This window comes from Pseudoclavibacter sp. Z016 (assembly GCF_002931215.1).
Taxonomy (GTDB): domain Bacteria; phylum Actinomycetota; class Actinomycetes; order Actinomycetales; family Microbacteriaceae; genus Pseudoclavibacter.
In genome coordinates this window covers 95,930-111,464 of record NZ_PSTU01000013.1, presented here as the reverse complement: position 1 = coordinate 111,464, position 15,535 = coordinate 95,930, and the positions used below count along the sequence as shown (strand labels likewise).

General features: G+C 64.5%; 14 protein-coding genes and 1 pseudogene. 10 read left to right on the top strand and 5 right to left on the bottom strand.

Translation table 11 applies throughout. From position 1 onward, the window contains the following. Window positions 1-241 precede the first annotated feature (241 nt). The 3 genes from C5B99_RS12330 to C5B99_RS12320 are packed head-to-tail and all read left to right on the top strand — an operon-like array spanning window position 242 to window position 2,217. Entirely contained in the window at window positions 242-664 is a 423-nt protein-coding gene (locus tag C5B99_RS12330) for a single-stranded DNA-binding protein (protein ID WP_104242510.1), read from the top strand. A gap of 9 nt (window positions 665-673) precedes the next feature. Further along, entirely contained in the window at window positions 674-1,081 is a 408-nt protein-coding gene (locus C5B99_RS12325; RefSeq protein ID WP_104242789.1) for a glutaredoxin domain-containing protein, read from the top strand. Between the two features lie 11 nt (window positions 1,082-1,092). Further along, window positions 1,093-2,217: a hypothetical protein gene (locus C5B99_RS12320; protein WP_104242508.1), complete on the top strand. Its 1,125-nt coding sequence runs from the start codon at window positions 1,093-1,095 to the stop codon at window positions 2,215-2,217. A gap of 654 nt (window positions 2,218-2,871) precedes the next feature. Here C5B99_RS12320 and C5B99_RS12315 read toward each other — a convergent pair. From C5B99_RS12315 to C5B99_RS12305, 3 genes are all read right to left on the bottom strand, one after another. Further along, window positions 2,872-3,570, bottom strand: coding sequence for an RraA family protein (locus C5B99_RS12315; RefSeq protein ID WP_104242506.1), 699 nt, complete (start codon window positions 3,568-3,570; stop codon window positions 2,872-2,874). Beyond that, the gene (locus tag C5B99_RS12310; protein WP_258063259.1) at window positions 3,570-3,971 is read right to left on the bottom strand and encodes a PaaI family thioesterase; all 402 of its coding nucleotides are present in this window, start codon (window positions 3,969-3,971) and stop codon (window positions 3,570-3,572) included. The genes C5B99_RS12315 and C5B99_RS12310 overlap by 1 nt, the downstream gene beginning before the upstream one ends. 99 nt (window positions 3,972-4,070) lie before the next feature. Further along, entirely contained in the window at window positions 4,071-4,694 is a 624-nt protein-coding gene (locus tag C5B99_RS12305) for a LysE family translocator (protein WP_104242787.1), read from the bottom strand. A gap of 108 nt (window positions 4,695-4,802) precedes the next feature. On the opposite strand from C5B99_RS12305, the gene C5B99_RS12300 reads away from it, so the two are divergent. Beyond that, the gene (locus C5B99_RS12300) at window positions 4,803-5,258 is read left to right on the top strand and encodes an Lrp/AsnC family transcriptional regulator (protein WP_104242501.1); all 456 of its coding nucleotides are present in this window, start codon (window positions 4,803-4,805) and stop codon (window positions 5,256-5,258) included. Window positions 5,259-5,315: 57 nt separating this feature from the next. Here the strand turns inward: C5B99_RS12300 and C5B99_RS12295 are convergent, their stop codons facing one another. Beyond that, entirely contained in the window at window positions 5,316-5,750 is a 435-nt protein-coding gene (locus C5B99_RS12295) for a MerR family transcriptional regulator (RefSeq protein ID WP_104242499.1), read from the bottom strand. A gap of 97 nt (window positions 5,751-5,847) precedes the next feature. Here C5B99_RS12295 and C5B99_RS12290 point away from each other — a divergent pair, with 97 nt between their 5' ends. From C5B99_RS12290 to C5B99_RS12280, 3 genes and pseudogenes are all read left to right on the top strand, one after another. Then, entirely contained in the window at window positions 5,848-6,828 is a 981-nt protein-coding gene (locus C5B99_RS12290; protein WP_258063258.1) for an arsenic resistance protein, read from the top strand. Between the two features lie 228 nt (window positions 6,829-7,056). Then, window positions 7,057-7,278, top strand: a pseudogene (locus C5B99_RS19690) (recombinase family protein); the annotation flags it as partial. A 661-nt stretch (window positions 7,279-7,939) separates the two neighbouring features. Next, on the top strand, window positions 7,940-9,037 hold the full coding sequence (locus tag C5B99_RS12280; RefSeq protein WP_104242495.1) for a hypothetical protein: 1,098 nt from the start codon (window positions 7,940-7,942) through the stop codon (window positions 9,035-9,037). A 139-nt stretch (window positions 9,038-9,176) separates the two neighbouring features. Here the strand turns inward: C5B99_RS12280 and mobF are convergent, their stop codons facing one another. Further along, on the bottom strand, window positions 9,177-12,392 hold the full coding sequence (gene mobF / locus C5B99_RS12275; protein ID WP_181065007.1) for a MobF family relaxase: 3,216 nt from the start codon (window positions 12,390-12,392) through the stop codon (window positions 9,177-9,179). Window positions 12,393-12,683: 291 nt separating this feature from the next. Between mobF and C5B99_RS12270 the strand changes: the two genes are divergently transcribed. From C5B99_RS12270 to C5B99_RS12260, 3 genes are all read left to right on the top strand, one after another. Then, window positions 12,684-13,181: a hypothetical protein gene (locus C5B99_RS12270; protein ID WP_104242491.1), complete on the top strand. Its 498-nt coding sequence runs from the start codon at window positions 12,684-12,686 to the stop codon at window positions 13,179-13,181. A gap of 936 nt (window positions 13,182-14,117) precedes the next feature. Continuing rightward, window positions 14,118-15,056 (top strand): ABC-three component system protein, encoded by a 939-nt coding sequence (locus C5B99_RS12265; protein WP_104242489.1) that lies wholly within the window; start codon window positions 14,118-14,120, stop codon window positions 15,054-15,056. Then, window positions 15,053-15,301: an ABC-three component system middle component 6 gene (locus tag C5B99_RS12260; RefSeq protein ID WP_104242487.1), complete on the top strand. Its 249-nt coding sequence runs from the start codon at window positions 15,053-15,055 to the stop codon at window positions 15,299-15,301. The genes C5B99_RS12265 and C5B99_RS12260 overlap by 4 nt, the downstream gene beginning before the upstream one ends. Window positions 15,302-15,535: the final 234 nt, after the last annotated feature.

The following is a 15,535-nucleotide window of genomic DNA, read 5'->3' as shown; positions in this document are numbered from 1 at the left end:
CGCCTGGACGGCGAGGTGCACAGTCACGGGAGGGACGGCTTCGCGGAGGGGGCGAACGCGCCGTGCTCTCCTGATGTTGCTGCGCACCCGGACAGCCTAGGAGCCGCGTTTCCCTTGTCGTGGGGATTGCCTGCACGGTTCCTGATTCGTGCGTTCTCCGCGCGGTTCCGGGGTGGTTGCGGGCAATAGCTACTAGAGGGTGACACGGGAAGCGTGCCCCGCCAGTAGGAAGGGGCAGCTCATGCCCGCGTTCGAGACAGACATGGCCATCGAGGGGAACATCACCACCACCCCCGAGTTGAAGAGGAAGGGCGAGCAGGTTTACACCCGGTTCCTGCTCGCAAAGAACGATCGCAACAAGGTCGACGGGGCCTGGGTGAACGGGGAGCGCACGTCGGTTCCCTGCGTCGCGTACGGGCAAGAGGCGGAGATGATCTGCCGGACGTTCCAGAGCGGCGACTTGGTTGTTGCCGCGGGCCGGTATGTGATGGGCACTCGCAACGGGAAGCCCAGCAACCAGTTGATGGTCAAGCTCGTCGGTCCTTCGCCGCGGTTCGCGGCGGTGCACATCGACCGTGAACGCCGCGGCGCGCCCGAGACCGGCCCGGTCGTGGAAGCCACGACGACATGGGCGACGAAAACGCCCGGCTCGGGCCTGGAGTAGGTGGCCGTCATGGAGCGAACAGTTGAGCTGGTCTCCACCCCGGACTGCCAACAATGCAAAGCCACGGAACGAGCCTTCGAGAAGGCGGGCGTCGAGTACGAGAAACGCGACGCGAGCGTGGATCCCGAAGCAGCAGCGGAGGTCAACGCGCTCGGCTACTTCCGCGCTCCGGTTGTGCTCGTGAAGGTCGACGGCAAGCTCATGACCCACTGGGGCGGTTTTCGGCCGGACAACGTGAGCGTCCTCGTCGCCTCCCAGAAGCCACGCGACGTCGAGTTCCAAGCCCTCAACAAGAACCTCGCCCGCGAAGTACCGCGCCCCAAGACCCCTGAAGAGCGCACCGCTCGCCCGGTCGACATCCGCGCCGACCACACCCACACCCGACCCTCTAGCGGCCCCGCTGGCGCGTCGATCTGAGAGGAACACTCATGATCACGAAAGCCAACGCTGCCGTCGAACGAACGGTGCGCAGCTATTTCACCGATGGCCCCGCCGTCGAAGGGTTCGACCGGGTTGAGGACCAGGACCGGTTCCTACACCACGCCGCGTGGAGTGCGACCCGGGAGATGCGCGCGCATGCCGTCGAGTACGTTGCACGACGAGGGCAGACCGGAGATCTCAAGGACGTAAAGCGCAGCGCCGGACGTCGCGCGCTGCGCCTCGCCGTTCCCATCTGGCTCGAGTCCCGCTACCCGAGGTTTGACCCGGCCCGGAAGGCGCTCCCCACACAACTGCGGCAATCGGAACGGGAGGGCGGCGTCCCCTCAGAGCGGCTGCTCCAGCTGCGGCACGAGCTGCGCATCGAGCAATTCACGTACAACGAGCGGACGCTGTACACGCTGCCACCCACGAACGCATTCGGGGCTCGACCAGGCTCCTACGCGATCGGCAAACGCGAACATCACGGCCTCACGATCGACTGGCTCGAAGGCGCGTACGAGTCTGAACTCACATCCGTGCGGTTCCTGCGCGACCTCGACGTGACTCAGTGCTCGGACCTTTCCGGTCTCGTGCGCTTCTCCAGCGGCCGCGACCGGCCCGAAACCGCGCCCTGGTCGACGTACGCGCACGTCCTACAGGAAGAACGCGCGCGAGGAGGCCTCGCCGCCTACCTCATCTCCCGGATTCCCGAAGTCGCACCCGTGCCCCCGACAGTGAGGGCACTGGCGGAGGATTTCCGCGCATACGCGCACAACACCAGCCTCGCGCGGGTCGCGCTCGTCAACAACAATGCGCGCATCGAGAACCGCGAAGCGACACAGGTGGAAACGATGAACAACGCTCGTAGATACGGCATCCTCCAGTTCGAGCTGAACGGCCCGGCCCGCTCCATCGCCATGGGCAACAAACTGCTGCGCCAAGACAAGGCCGAATCGGACCGTCTCCGCGACGTCCTCCGCACGCCGTTCGTGCGAGCAGAGGAGCTACGTCAAACAACTAGAGGCCTCGACCTCAACAAGCTCGTCAAAGCGTCGACGGGTATCCGGTTCCGCGATGACGCGCGGTCACCCGTGCCCACAGCCGCCGCTGGACACGCAGGAGCGTCCATGTAGGTGTTGTGCGGGCGCATGCGTCCGTTGCCCAGTTTCCGATGCAGTCGCACGACCACACGCGGCCCCGAAAGCGCCACGGTTTCCGGGCTGCGTTGTCGTTGGACCGCGAATGTCGGTGCTGACTCCTAACGTGTCGTTGTGGACACTCAGGGGGAATCGCTGCTCACATGGTCTTCACTGCGATGGGCGAGCGGACGTGCCGCTGTCGTGGCCGGACCGCTTTCTTGGTGCCCTGTCGTTGCTCTCAAGGCTGATGGGCGGGATCGTGGTCAAGCTGCTGGGGAGTCCCTGGATGGTGGCTCTACAGGGCAGGCGTCGCCGCGCTCGTGTGCGGGGGCGTCAGTGAGGTCGCGATGTGGCCCACCAGCGCTCGCGCTGGCTCCGGTGGTCATCGTGATGCGAAAGCTCGTCGAACTCGTGGGCATGTTCGTGGTCGTGCGCCTCCTCTCGAGGGGCACGCCAGAACGTGAAACCAGTGCCGCATAACCCATGTGTTTTGAGATGTCTCACCGGTGTTCGCGTGATCGTTAGCGGAGGAGGGAGCCGGTTGGCATGACGTAAGCATGGTGTGGTGACCGCATTCGGGACCATAGGAGTGCAGTGAACTTGGCTACCGATAACGCGATGAACGCGAGTCGTAGAGCGTGTTTCGCTTCACTCTTCGATGGCCCCACCGATGGCGCGGAGGTGTTCTCGGAAGCCAATCCCCTCTGCGCGGCGACGGTCAAGGTAGTCCGAGAAATGCATCTGCTCACGCAACGTCGTCCCGGTGTGCATGAGGGCCGCCTGACGCCGTTCGGTGTCACGGATGGCGGTGGCGAGTTCCGCCAGCTCGTCCGCGTGACTTAGGGGCAGGAAGAGTGCTCCGTCATCGTCCGCGAGCACGAAGTTGTCAGTGGTGACCGTGTGCTCGCCAACCTGCGCGCTGTGCAGTGCGTCGTTACGCTGAGGCTCCACGGCCGCGGGCCCGGGAGGCAATGCCCCAAGGCTGAGGATCGGGAGTCCGATAGTGCGAAGCTCTGAGGTGTCGCGGTGCAGTCCCCAGATCAGGATTCCGGCAAGCCCCGCACCGGCTGCTTCCAGAGTGATGAGGTCACCCACGCATGCTTCGTCCAAACGTCCTCCGTTATCGACCACGAGCACGTCCCCGGGGGCGGCGTTCTCGAAGGCCTCGAGGAACACATCCACGCTACCGGCGTGGCGGGCAGGCCGGACCCGACCTACGAGGTGTGTATCCGGCGACAGTGGGCGCAGCCCAGCCGGGGCCGAACGCACAGCAATACCCAGTCGCATGCAGGCATCAGCAACATGGGGCGTGGTCAGTCCGTGGTACGGAGTGAGGTCAACAAACATCAAGATTCTCCTTCGGTTGGGTGCGCGTCGGACTCTGGAGCCTCGACGCGGATGAGGGTCTGTTGCCCCGTGGCGATGTGTGTCCGCTCGGTGGCGTCGACCGCCCACACGTCCAAACAGCAAACGGTCAGGGTACGGCCAGCGCGAATGACAGCACCGACCGCTTGGAACTCCTGGCCACGGGCCGGAGCGAGCAAGTTCAGGCTGTACTCGACGGTGAGCACCTCAGAACCTGCCGGCAGGAGCGTCAGCGCGGCGTACCCGCCGGCACTGTCAGCGATCGCGCTCGTAGCGCCCGCATGAACGTACCCGTGCTGTTGCGTCAGCGTTGAATGAGCGCGGAGCGCGATGGAAACGCGACCGACCTCGATCGACTCAAGCCGCGCACCGAGATGATGCATGAAACCCTGCCGCCCAAAACTCGTTCGCACACGCGCAGCGGTTACGTCATCGACTGGTTTGCGGGTTTGGGTCGCGGAACGGGGATACGGACCAGACATTCACACCACCAATTTCTCGACGACCAAGACGATACCGATGAGGATCATGGCCACCCCGGACACGCGAGTGACGACGAACGCTGCTCTCGGGCGCGCCCGCAGCACCTTGCGTGCGCCATACCCCACCAGGAGATACACCACCGCGCAGCTCGCGAGATGAATCAATCCCAACACCGTCATCTGGACTGCCACCGGCCACGGCTCGGCCGCATCCGTGAACTGCGGCAGCAGCGCGAGGAAGAGGAGAAACACCTTCGGGTTCAGGCCACTTATGCCGACCCCCTTCGCCGCCTGGGCAAAGGGAGAGCTCGTGATGGCAACCCCATCCTCGGCCTGCGGGACCGCAGCCGGCGCGCGCAGCAGGCCGATACCGAGCCACACCAAATACAGCGCTCCGGCCACGGTGATCACTGTCAGCAAGCCCGGAACACGAGACACGAGAACTCCAACGCCAGCGGCCACCACCAAAGTCGCGATCAGGTGACCAGCGAGCATGCCCAACACCGCAGGCAAGGGGGACCGATCCCGCAATCCAGCAGTGATCGCGTACGCCCAATCCGCACCCGGAGTGATGACGAACAGTATGGATACAACCCAGAATGCTGCGATCAGCCCTATGGACACACCCACCACCCCTCGCGCGGAAACATAGGTGCAAGAATATGTTGGATTCCGTGACACAAAGCACCTAAGTTTGCATATCCAGGGCGCGATAGTGGGAGACTTGCCATCATGGATGACATCGACCGAGAGATTCTTTCAGCTCTGCAATCGGACGCGCGACTCACGGTCACCGCCCTCGCTGCGCGCGTCAACACCAGCCTGTCGTCCTGCCATCGACGACTCAGAGAGCTGGAGCGCTCAGGTGCCATCTCCGGATACCACGCCAGGCTCGATCCTGCCGCGGTCGGTCTGAGCTTCCAGGCACTGCTGTTCATCACCATGCGCGAAAGTGCCACTGACACCCTTAAACGACTCGAAGGTGCTCTCCAGGGCCTCCCCGAAGTCATCGACGCTCAGCGACTCTTCGGCGATCCTGACTACATGGTGCGCGTCGCCACACGGGACCTGGAGTCGTTCCAACGCCTCTACGACGAGCACCTCGGGAACCTCCCGGGAGTCCAGCGATTCAGGACCACGCTCGTCATGAAAGACATCGTCAGCGACCGCCCACTACCGATGCGCTGACGCCGCGACCACCTCGTAGCACATGCACTTCTCGAAAGCAATGCGTTTTGAGCTGTCTCACTCCAGGACGGTGGGGCAGGTTCCAGCCCTCTCGTCGTAAGTGCGGAAGATGCACTCCGTGGAGCACCTGTCGTCGCGGTCAGGACACTCAGCAAGGCCGTGATTGGCCGCGGTGAGCCGTGCTCTCAGCTCGTCCAGCCGTGCCCGCTTTTCATCGATCTGTCGTACACGTTCAGCGAGGAGTGGCCGAAGCTGCTCGCGCACCTCGGTGCAGGAGTCGACCTCCAGGGAAGCGAGGTGTCTGCTGATATCCGCGAGGGGGAGTCCGAGCTCTTTGCTCGCTTCGATGAGATCGAGTCGGTGCAGGGTGGCGGCGTCGTAATCCCGGTAGCCGTTGCTGGAGCGGTGGGGTGTGACGAGGCCGATGCTCTCGTAGTAGCGCAGCGCGGTCGCGCTGATCCCGCTCCGCCTGCTGACCTCAGAGATACGCATGCCGGGAGCTTACGAGCGCGGAACGGGCTTGACCTTCGAGCGGGACGAACGTTTACCGTCAAGCCGTGCCCATCAACTTCACCTCGAACCCCGTCTCGTGACGCGCCTCGTCGCAGTCCTGGAGCGCCGCCAGATCGCCTTGTACCTCGCGGCAATCGCCGCTGGCGGCGCGCTCGGCCTCCTCGTGCCCGGGGTGCACCATCTCGAACTCGCGATCGAACCGGTGCTCGCGCTGCTGCTGTTCGCGACGTTCCTGGGCGTCCCGTTCGCTGCCATCGGCACGTCACTTCGCGATGGCCGCTTCCTCGGGGCCGTGGGGGTCGTGAACTTCGTGATCGTGCCACTCGTCGCCTACGCACTGTCGAGGCTCGTGGCGGACGAGCCCGCGTTGCTGTTCGGAGTGCTGCTGGTGCTGCTCACGCCGTGCATCGACTACGTGATCGTGTTCGCCGGCCTCGCGGGCGGCGCGTCCGACCGACTGCTGGCAGCTGCCCCGCTCCTGATGCTCGCGCAGATGCTGCTCCTGCCGCTCTACCTGCTGATCTTCCTCGGCCCGGATGAGGTGGCCGTGGTGGACGTCGCCCCGTTCGCGCGCGCCTTCCTGCTGCTGATCGTGGTGCCACTCGGTGCCGCAGCCCTCGTCCAGCTCCTCGCGAAACGACACCGCAGCGGCCAGGTGATCGAGCGCACCATGATGAACCTGATGGTGCCGCTCATGATGGCGACCCTCTTCACGGTCGTGGCATCCCAAGCTGGAGCGGTCGGTGCTGCCGGGTCGGTGCTGCTCGTGCTCGTGCCGATCTACGTGGCATTCCTCACGATCATGGTGCTCGTCGGGCTCCTGGTCGGCCGAGCCTTCCACCTCGACGTTCCCGCGACCCGAGCGCTGGCCTTCAGCGGTGCTACTCGCAACTCCCTCGTCGTGCTGCCGCTCGCGCTCGCCCTGCCACCCGCGTTCTCACTGGCTCCGGTGGTCATCGTGATGCAAACGCTCGTCGAGCTCGTGGGCATGGTCGCGCTCGTGCGCTTCCTCCCAAGGATCACGCGAGAACGAAAGGCCAGTGCCGCGAGACCCTAGGATTTCGAGACGTCGCCACTGAGACACAGAGGCGGGGGAGCTGGGGGCCGGAGTTTCGGGACGCGCAGTTCTCACAACTATCTGGCGCAACTGCGCACTTCGGCTCGTGTCTCCGGCGTTGGTTTTGCGACAGGAGAACTGTGCCCAAAACTCATCGGCCACGCCTGAGTCTCAACTACACGCCAGGACGCCGACTGGCTAAAGGTTGGCCTTCGAGGTGCCGGCGTCCGCGCCGAAGATCTCTGCGTCGACCGAGGAACTTCAGGCGGGCACGCATCGCGCCCTGCGCTAGACGCAGCACTGCGCTCACTTGTCCAGGGCAGCGATACGTTCGTCGTAACCACCCTCGATCGAATCGGACGCTCAACCGGCAACGTGCTGACCTTGGCCAAAGAGCTGCGTGCAGAGGGAGTGCACGGCGCGTATTCAACCTCGGCGAGGAGATGTTGACACCTGGACGCCCAAGGTATCGATGGTGGTCACCGCGATGGCAGCACTCGCTCAAGTGGAGCTCAAGATCAAGCGCGAGCGCGTCTTGGACACCGAGAGCAGGCGTCGAGCTGCCGGGGCTCGGAGGTCGACCACCGGAGATCGCGGACAGTTAAGTGCGCAACCCAGCGCAGCTGAACGCCGTCGACGTGCCGGTGGCGGACTCGTCGGAAACCTAGGCATCTCGCGCGCAACGCCGTACCTGAGACTGCCAGAGTCCAAGCCATCAGCCACGGAGCTCCCGGAAGCTGAAGAGGGGGCGGGCCCTCCGGGGCTTCACTATCTGACTGTCCTGAACAAGCGCCTGTTGCTGCGACATAACGCGAACGCTTGCCGCGTCGTCGACCTGCTCCTCGGTCATGAGCCGTTGCGATCGACACTCCATACTGTGTGTCTCAAGACCTCGTCGCCTACGAGGCACGTGAAAGCAGGCTCCAGTTCGCATTAGCTTGCGTGGGGGCAAGCGGTCGTCGGCCGCCCGAGGCGTCTGTATCCGGAGCGGCCTCGGGCTTTTAGACTGTCTTGGGTCCGGTGTCGAGCACTGCCTGGCGCCGAAACTGGGCGACGGCACAGGCCGAAAACCGCCGCGCAGAAGGCGTCGTTCGCCACTGAAGGGGAGACTTTGGACCTCGAAGAGTTTGATCTCACGCTGAAGTGGCCGAAAGAGCTGTTCCTGTGGGAGGCGGACCGTCTGCTCCGGCGTTCGAGTGAACCGGGCTTTGACAACGCGGTCGCGATGCTTGTTTCAGAAGCGATCGCGGACGATGACCTGGCGGATCAGCTGGACGATAACGGCTTGCTCGGCTCGTCAGATGCGCGCTACTTTCTGACCAACGTTCTTCGGGACCCGTCTTTGCTCACACCTTTCGAGCCGCGGCGGTATTTTCACACCAGGCACGGGAGGCGGTCTGAAGTCGCTGCCAGAGCTTCGTTGGGTAGAGAGTTCACTCAGCTCATCGGCATGTTGTCGGAATGGAACTACTTCCCCCGGGTCGTTCCGCGGGAGTGCGTCGACGATCGTTCCGAGTCGCCAGATGTGAGCGCGATCTTGACTCGCGAGTTCAGCACGGTGGTCGCCTGGCCTCACGATTTCGAGGAGAACTTGATTCCCAGAGAGATTCTCTTCTCGACTATGGAGTACTTCCACGACCAGGCTCGCAGACCTCGATCGCGCTCCTACCATTCGTATAGCGACTGTGGGTACCACTACGCAGACCACAACAAGCAGTCAGGCGCCGCGGTGTACCGATGGCATGTCAACACACTTCTGGAACGCCACGGTGTGGAACTCAAGATCTCGAATTCGGCCGCCGACGTGGGAAACCTGGTGCGACGCTCGAACGTCGGACTCGATCTTCTGGCGGATGAGCTGGTGGAGGCTTCTGCGCCAGGCGAAACATCAGAAGATGAAGTCGTGGCCGAAGCGATCCGCATGTACCGGGATCGTTCTGCGAGTGTCGTCCAGCGCAGGGCCGCCGTGACTCAGCTGGCCGGATATCTAGAGCGACACAAGCAAACCTTCAGAGATCTCCAGTTCACCAGTAAAGATCAGAGCGACCTCTTCCAGATCTACAATAACTTCTCGCTGCGACACAACAATGCTACGCAGAAGAGCGAGTACGGTGACGAATACCTCGATTGGATCTTCTGGGTGACCCTAGCGGCCATCCAACTCCTGCAAACGCAATCACCGGCTCGAGACTCGCCCGTCTCTCCGTGACCTGCCCGGTTCGGCAAGTCTAGCCGTCTCGCGCCGGAACGACCGATCCGTGGCCCGCATGGCATCGACGCGCGGAGTGCGGGCCGACAGCGACGACGACCAGCACCAGCAGAGCAACGCCAGTCCCCCCGCCCTGGAGCTAGAAAGAGGGGCCAGCTGGGTCTCTGTCCCGCCCCGGACCGGGGCAGGCGAAGTGTGCATCCACGGAACGTGTGCCTCGCCCACTACGTGCGGCGGTCAAGCGTTCCTGCTGTTCGTACGCCGCCTTTTCTGGAACAAGCAATTGAGCTCGGGTGACGCGCTCGGCGTGGAGTGCGTCGAGCTTGCGGAGGTCTAGCATCGAGGCCTTGTTCGCTTCTCGCTCTTGAAGCCGAACCTCATTTGCCTGGCTCTGAAGCTCGTCGATGTCCTCGAGCTTCGGCCCGGGGCCGCTGCGCGGATCCGCGATGACGTCATTGTGGGCTCGGCGGAGCTTACGCAGCTCGTCTTCGAGGCGGTCGGCGTGGTCTTTGATTGCCTGCAGCTCCCGGTGCGTGTGCGTGGGGTGGATCTGCGCTTCTGCTACGTCGAGGTCGAGCAGGTGTCCGGCTGGGCGTTGCTGCCAGGGAGCGGGCGCAAAGACACCCTCGCGGGCCGAGATCCCCAGCTCACGATGCAGCGCCCGGTGATTGTCCTGCAGGCTCGCTTCGAGGTCTCCGCGGCGCAGCGACTCCACGAGCTGCCCCTCCGCGGTCGCATCATCGCTCGCGACGAGGAACGCTTCATTGACGCGTTTCCCGCGGGTCAGCCCCACGTAAAGGCCGGCGGCGTCGACGCCGGGGCCAACGATGGAGCCGTGCACGGTTTCGCCCTGGATGCCGTGAATCGTAGACGCGTAGGCGAGCTCGAGCTTTTCAGCCGCGTAGTCCGCGTCGACCGTAGTGGTCAGGCCCTTCTGGTCAACGGACTCGAGGAGCAGCTGGCCGGTCAGTGTCTTCTTACGGACGGTCCACACCTGGCGGTTCTCCACGTTCTGTTCGCTGTCGTTCTGCCTGGTCTGGACGAGGTCGCCCGCGTAGATGACCGACCCGTCCGTGGTGCTGGCCAGCACCTTGCCGGTCACCTGTCCGCGGACAATACGCTCTTCTTGGATGAGGTCGTTGAGGGTGACCGCTTCCTCGTTCGTGGCCACGCACAGGGCGGCCCGATCCTTGTGTCCGGCCAGCTCGAGGTAGCGGTCACGCATGGCCGCGTGCAGCTCGGTCATAGTGGCCGCTGTCCGGACGTGACCACCTGTCACGAGCTCGTGCGCCACCTCGTCCGGGGCATCGCCCGCGCGCATGCGCAGCGTCAGGTCCGCGTAGGCCGTGTCTGTCTCGCCCCCTTGGGTGCGGAAGCGGTGCACGGACTCGAGATCGACGTGCGTGTCCGCGTAGCGCTGGCCGAGCGCCATCGCGCCGGTGTGGCCGACGGGGTTGACCTGGGCGGGGTCGCCGACGAGCGCGAGTCCGGCGCCCGTCTCAGCGGTCACCTGCAGGAGCGCGTGCATGGTGTGGAGGTCGACCATGCCCGCCTCGTCCACGACGATGCGCGTCTTCCGGTCAACGACGGCGCTGTCCTTCGGCCCCCGGTAGGTAAGGCCGTCCTTGGACGTCGGGTCTTTCTGGCCGATGGCCAAGCGCTGCCAGACGGGCCGTCCCGTGTCCTTGTCCGCGCTCCACCGGAACCCGTACTGGAAGAGCAGCGCGTGAAGGCTGGTCGCGTCCGCGCCGGTCTCGCGTCCGGCCACGGACGACGCCTTCTTCGTCGGCGCGACGATGAGCACCTTTCGGCCCTGGCCGGACAATGAGGCCCCGGCCACTTTCAGCATGGTCGTCTTGCCCGCACCCGCTGGGCCGATGACCGTGACGAGACGGGAAGAGCCAGCGATCGCGCACGCTGCCGCGGTCTGTTGTTCGTCGAGGCCGTGCTCACCGCCGATCCTCTTGTTGCTGGCGAGCTGGTCAATGAGGTGCGTGGCCACGTTCTTTCCGCGCTTGGCCTGCGCCTTCATGCCTTCGTCGACGTCGCGCTTGAGCGTTGCGGTTTCGGCCAGCATGTATCGGCCAACACCACCGGGCACGTCGAGAGTGTCCGCGGCCAAGTCGATCAGGTAGTGGCCGCGTGCCCGGTCGAGGGCAGCGTCCACCGCGGAGGTGAGCACGTCGCGGTTGCCGGTGGCCACGACGCGAGCGACCGCGCGGACCGCGCCCGCACGCAGCGTGAAGTCCGAGAACCGGCCACTGGACGAGGTCGACCGGGAGTCGGCGTCCGCGATGGCCAGCCTGGCCACGCGGTCAATGTCCGCCCCGGATACGTGGACAGCCCGGTCGGTGACCGGGGGAGTGACCGGCTTCCGCTGCTTGAGCAGGGCCGGGTCGAGGTCCGTGAGCTCGCGGCGGACACTGTCCGCCCAGTCCGCCTCGGACACCATGTCCGGCTTCTCGGGACGTCCGACCGCCCACGCGCGCCGGTCAACGGCCATCTGGTCATTGACCGTCGGCTCCTGTCCGGGGTGGTCAGCCTGCCAGTCGGCCAAGAAGCTGGCCTTGGCCGCTTCGATCTGGTTTGACCGCTTCGAGAACGACCGGACAAGATGCTGCAGCTGCTCGACCTCACCCGTGGTCGGGTCGATCGTGAAGCCCTTGGCCGCGAGCGTGGCCACCCATTCAGTGTCCGTGACCGCTGCCAGCTGACCTTCCGCGTTGACGAGTGTCTGGAACCGCAGCATTGTCCGGGAGTCGAGGTTTGACCAGCGGCCATCCTGGCCGAGGACACGAGCGTTGAGCCACATGTGGGTGTGGGCGTGCGGGTCGAGGGAACGCGACCGGGCGTGCTTCAGCTCGACCACCTCGATCTGCGCGAGGTCCATGCTGATGCGCCCTTGCCCGCCGCGGCGCGCGTTCAACTCGGTGCGCCACATGTCGATGGTGCGATCGCGGATCCGCTCCTGCAGAGCGTCGAACGCGGCCGCGATCTCCGGGTCGAGCATCGCCGCGAGCGACAGCGTCTTGGGTGCGTTCACGGTCACATCGAACAGGAGATCCGCGTCAGGCCCCTGCATCTGATAGCCGCGATGCACGCCCGTGGCGGGGTCGCTGCCCGCGACCCAGGCTTTCAGCTGCTCCACGCCCAGCTCATCGACGGCGATACCCGCCTCGGTGGCGGTGAAGCGGGTCACGGTCGATCCCGCGTGCGCGTATCCGATCGCCGCGTCGACCGACGCGAGCCGATCGGCTCGAGCGCCGTCGCAGACGCCATCGAAGGCGTAGTGGACCGCGGCTCGCAGGCCGTGGCCTGCGACGCCTCGCTTCCACCTTGCTACTCCGCCGCGCACGGAATGAGCGTAGCTCACACTAAAAGTGCCTGCGTGCCTACCATTTTTTCTCTCTTCGTGTCCGTCACGTTTCTTCCCCCCTGTTTCCCTCGTCCCCTCGACTCATCTCTCCCTCAGTCCGTCATTCCTCGTTCTGTCTCCTCACCCTCATTCGTTCGCTGCTCTTGGTCCTTGGTGTCCTCTCTGCGTGACGTTGACCGTTCATCTCTCGACGCGAATCGAGGCGCTTAACTCGTCGCCAACGCGTTCCGGCCGAGCTCACGCAAAGGAGGGATAGGGAAAGCACACGGTTTGCCCTCCGGGAACGCTCAGCGCCGACCCGGGAACACTGTCGGGGGCGGCAACGCGGCCCGGCGAGGAGAGGTCAGTCATGACACGCACGAACCGCACCGCACCGCAGGGAACCAGCTCCGCAAGCTCGACCAGCAGTGGGCAGCCGAAGACCACCAGGCGCTCGTCGCCTGGTTCACGGGGAACCCGGACATGGCCGCACGGGAACTTCCCGAGCTCGAGGAACTTGTGACCGCGGCCACCGAGTCCGGACACCCACCAGCGGCCGCACTCCTGGGCATGGCCGTGCTCGTCACGGACGCCACCATCCGCATCGCGGACGCGGCCACCCTCGACCCGGTGACCGGTCGACTCGACCGTGCCGCAGCCGAGGGATACCTGGCAGCTCTCGACCTCTGGATCGGACCGCCGCTGGACGGCGCTGACCGCAAACCGGTCAAGCGAACACAAGACCTGTTCGGCAACGAGACCGGACGCGCGCACCGGATCGAAGAGTGACCGCACTGAATTGCGGTCAGTGACCGGCTACTGGCCATGCTGAGACCTGTGTCCGGACATGCGGCCACCCGGGTGCGGCCACGAGTCGTCCGGCCACGGTCCCCGTGGTCGGACAGGCGATCGTCTGTCCAGTCCCTGGCCGGTCAACAGCTTGACCGTAGGGCGGCCACCGGGGCCGTGTCCGGGGTTCTGGGCCGATCCGGTCGCTGGCCGGCATTGAACCGTGACCGGACGTGGCGACGGACGGTGTGACATCTCGGGATGAAACACCGTCCGGATCCGCCCAATTCACCCCGGGGTCTCCGGGCCTGGAACGTCGGTGGCCCCTGCGAGACTTCACCCATGTTCCTTGCGTTCGATCCCGGTGCCAAGGTTCCCGCTGCGGACCTTGTCGAGGTTGAGCTTGCGCTAGCTGCGCTCACGCTCCGGTGCGCGCGAATCGAATACAGCGGCTCCAAGGGGTATGTGCACCAGAGGGACGTCTACTGGGTGCCTCTGGCCGTACGCCCGCGTGACGGCTCATCGTGGCTCCTGTGGGAAAAGGTGCCGCCGGTCTACCCAGACACTTCCGGCGTCCTTCCGGTGCGTGGGCTGAGCTCGTCAGCGGTGTCAATCGACCGCGAGGTGTACCGCGCTGAGCGCTTCAATTACCTCGACGTCCCGAACGTCGAGACGCTTCGGCCAGGTGGCTGGATGGCCTCACAGGGTGCGGGGCGGGTCCAACCGCATCTCACTCAGCTCACGCGTTGCAACAGTGATGCGGTCTGCATGCGCGCTATTGGAGTTTGTACTACTTTTGCAGCAGCCTCCGGCGCCGGCGCCGGCGCCTTCTCCAAGCGACGCGGCGGTCGCCGCGGGGCGCGCGGGGCAGGACTGTCTTCCGTTATCCCCTAGCCTGGACCTACTAACTGCCTGGAATCGAGGAGGGAGGTCGACGTGGACTTCTACGAGCGCCTTTCGCTGCGCGGTGTGCTCTGGGCGCACCTTCATGACCTGCATGGGAACGCGTTTCAGGCCTTCTTCGACGACCTCATGTCGCTGTGTTTCCCAGGCTTCCTGGATGTTCGTACGCACGGGAACTTGGGCGATATCGCCAGCGACGGCCTCGACCTGCATGACGGGAAGCTCTACGCCTGCTACGCCCCTGAGGCGGTCGATGCGGGTGCCACGATCAGGAAGTTCAAGTCCGACCTCGCCGGCGCGATAGAGAAGCGCTCGGGACAGTTCACGATTTTTGTGTTTGTCCACAACGACGTGCGCGGTGTGCACCCGGAGATATCCGAGTCCCTCGCCGAAGCGCGGACGGCCCACTCGGGCATCTCGTTTGAGGTCATGGGTATGCGGCACTTCCGTGACCTGCTCGGGAGGCAGGACAGCCAGGACGTCGAGGCGTTGCTCAGGACTCAGTTGCCCATGCAGCAGCACTCGGTCGCTGTCGGGCTGCAGGAGATGGAGGAGCTGCTGGCCGACCTCGCGTCCCTGCGTCTAGCTGACGTTTTCTCACCGTCAATCGAGACCGTGTCCGTCCATAAATTGCGATACAGCGAACTTACGGAGGATACCCAGGCCGAACTGCGTGATGGCATGCGTCACTCGACCATGATCTCCGACTACTACCAGCGCCGCATCGACATCACCGAGCGCGACGACGTCGCAGCCCGCTTCCACACCGAGTACCTTGACGCGGTCCGCAACAGGCTCGAGCCCGAGGATGTCTTGCTGCGGTTACGGGAGTTTCTCGCAGGTAACCGAACGCGCTCTATGCCGATGTACCGAGCGCAGACCGCTGTCCTCGCCTACTTCTTCGAGAGCTGCGACATCTTCGAGAACGCACCCACAGGATGGGAGCCGACCATGGGAGTGATCGCATCGTGATCACGCCGACCAAAGGGATAGCCCCGCAACAAGCGTTGCTCACCGTCGGAGCGCAGATCTCCATGATCCTCAACGAGCCCATGACAGTCAGCCAGGTGTGGACGACGCTGAAAGCATGGCGTGCTCGCCACAAGAATGACGCCGTGCTGCCGTACTCCTGGTTCGTGCTAGCTCTCGATTCGTTGTACGCGCTCGGCGCCTTGCACTACGAGGACGGCATCCTGTATCGAAAGTCGGTCTCCTGATGCTCCGGGAAATTCGATCCAGCGACGAGCGTTTCAAGTCAATCACTTTCGGGCCAGGGCGCAACATCCTGATCGCGGACAAGACCGACCGTTCCAGTACAACCGACAGCCGAAATGGTGCGGGAAAATCCTCGCTTATCGAGATTCTGCACCTACTTCTCGGTATGAGGAGCCTAACTGACTCGGTTCTCGAGAACGCGGCACTTCAACCGGATACCTTCTCCGCGCGTTTGG

Coding starts and splice junctions, on each gene's coding strand:
- C5B99_RS12310 (WP_258063259.1), bottom strand. CDS start 3,971: ATGCATCATCTCGGTGCGCGGCTTGAGTCGATCGAGGTCGGTCGCGTT.
- C5B99_RS12330 (WP_104242510.1), top strand. CDS start 242: ATGCCCGCGTTCGAGACAGACATGGCCATCGAGGGGAACATCACCACC.
- C5B99_RS12295 (WP_104242499.1), bottom strand. CDS start 5,750: ATGCGTATCTCTGAGGTCAGCAGGCGGAGCGGGATCAGCGCGACCGCG.
- C5B99_RS12300 (WP_104242501.1), top strand. CDS start 4,803: ATGGATGACATCGACCGAGAGATTCTTTCAGCTCTGCAATCGGACGCG.
- C5B99_RS12315 (WP_104242506.1), bottom strand. CDS start 3,570: ATGTTTGTTGACCTCACTCCGTACCACGGACTGACCACGCCCCATGTT.
- C5B99_RS12320 (WP_104242508.1), top strand. CDS start 1,093: ATGATCACGAAAGCCAACGCTGCCGTCGAACGAACGGTGCGCAGCTAT.
- C5B99_RS12325 (WP_104242789.1), top strand. CDS start 674: ATGGAGCGAACAGTTGAGCTGGTCTCCACCCCGGACTGCCAACAATGC.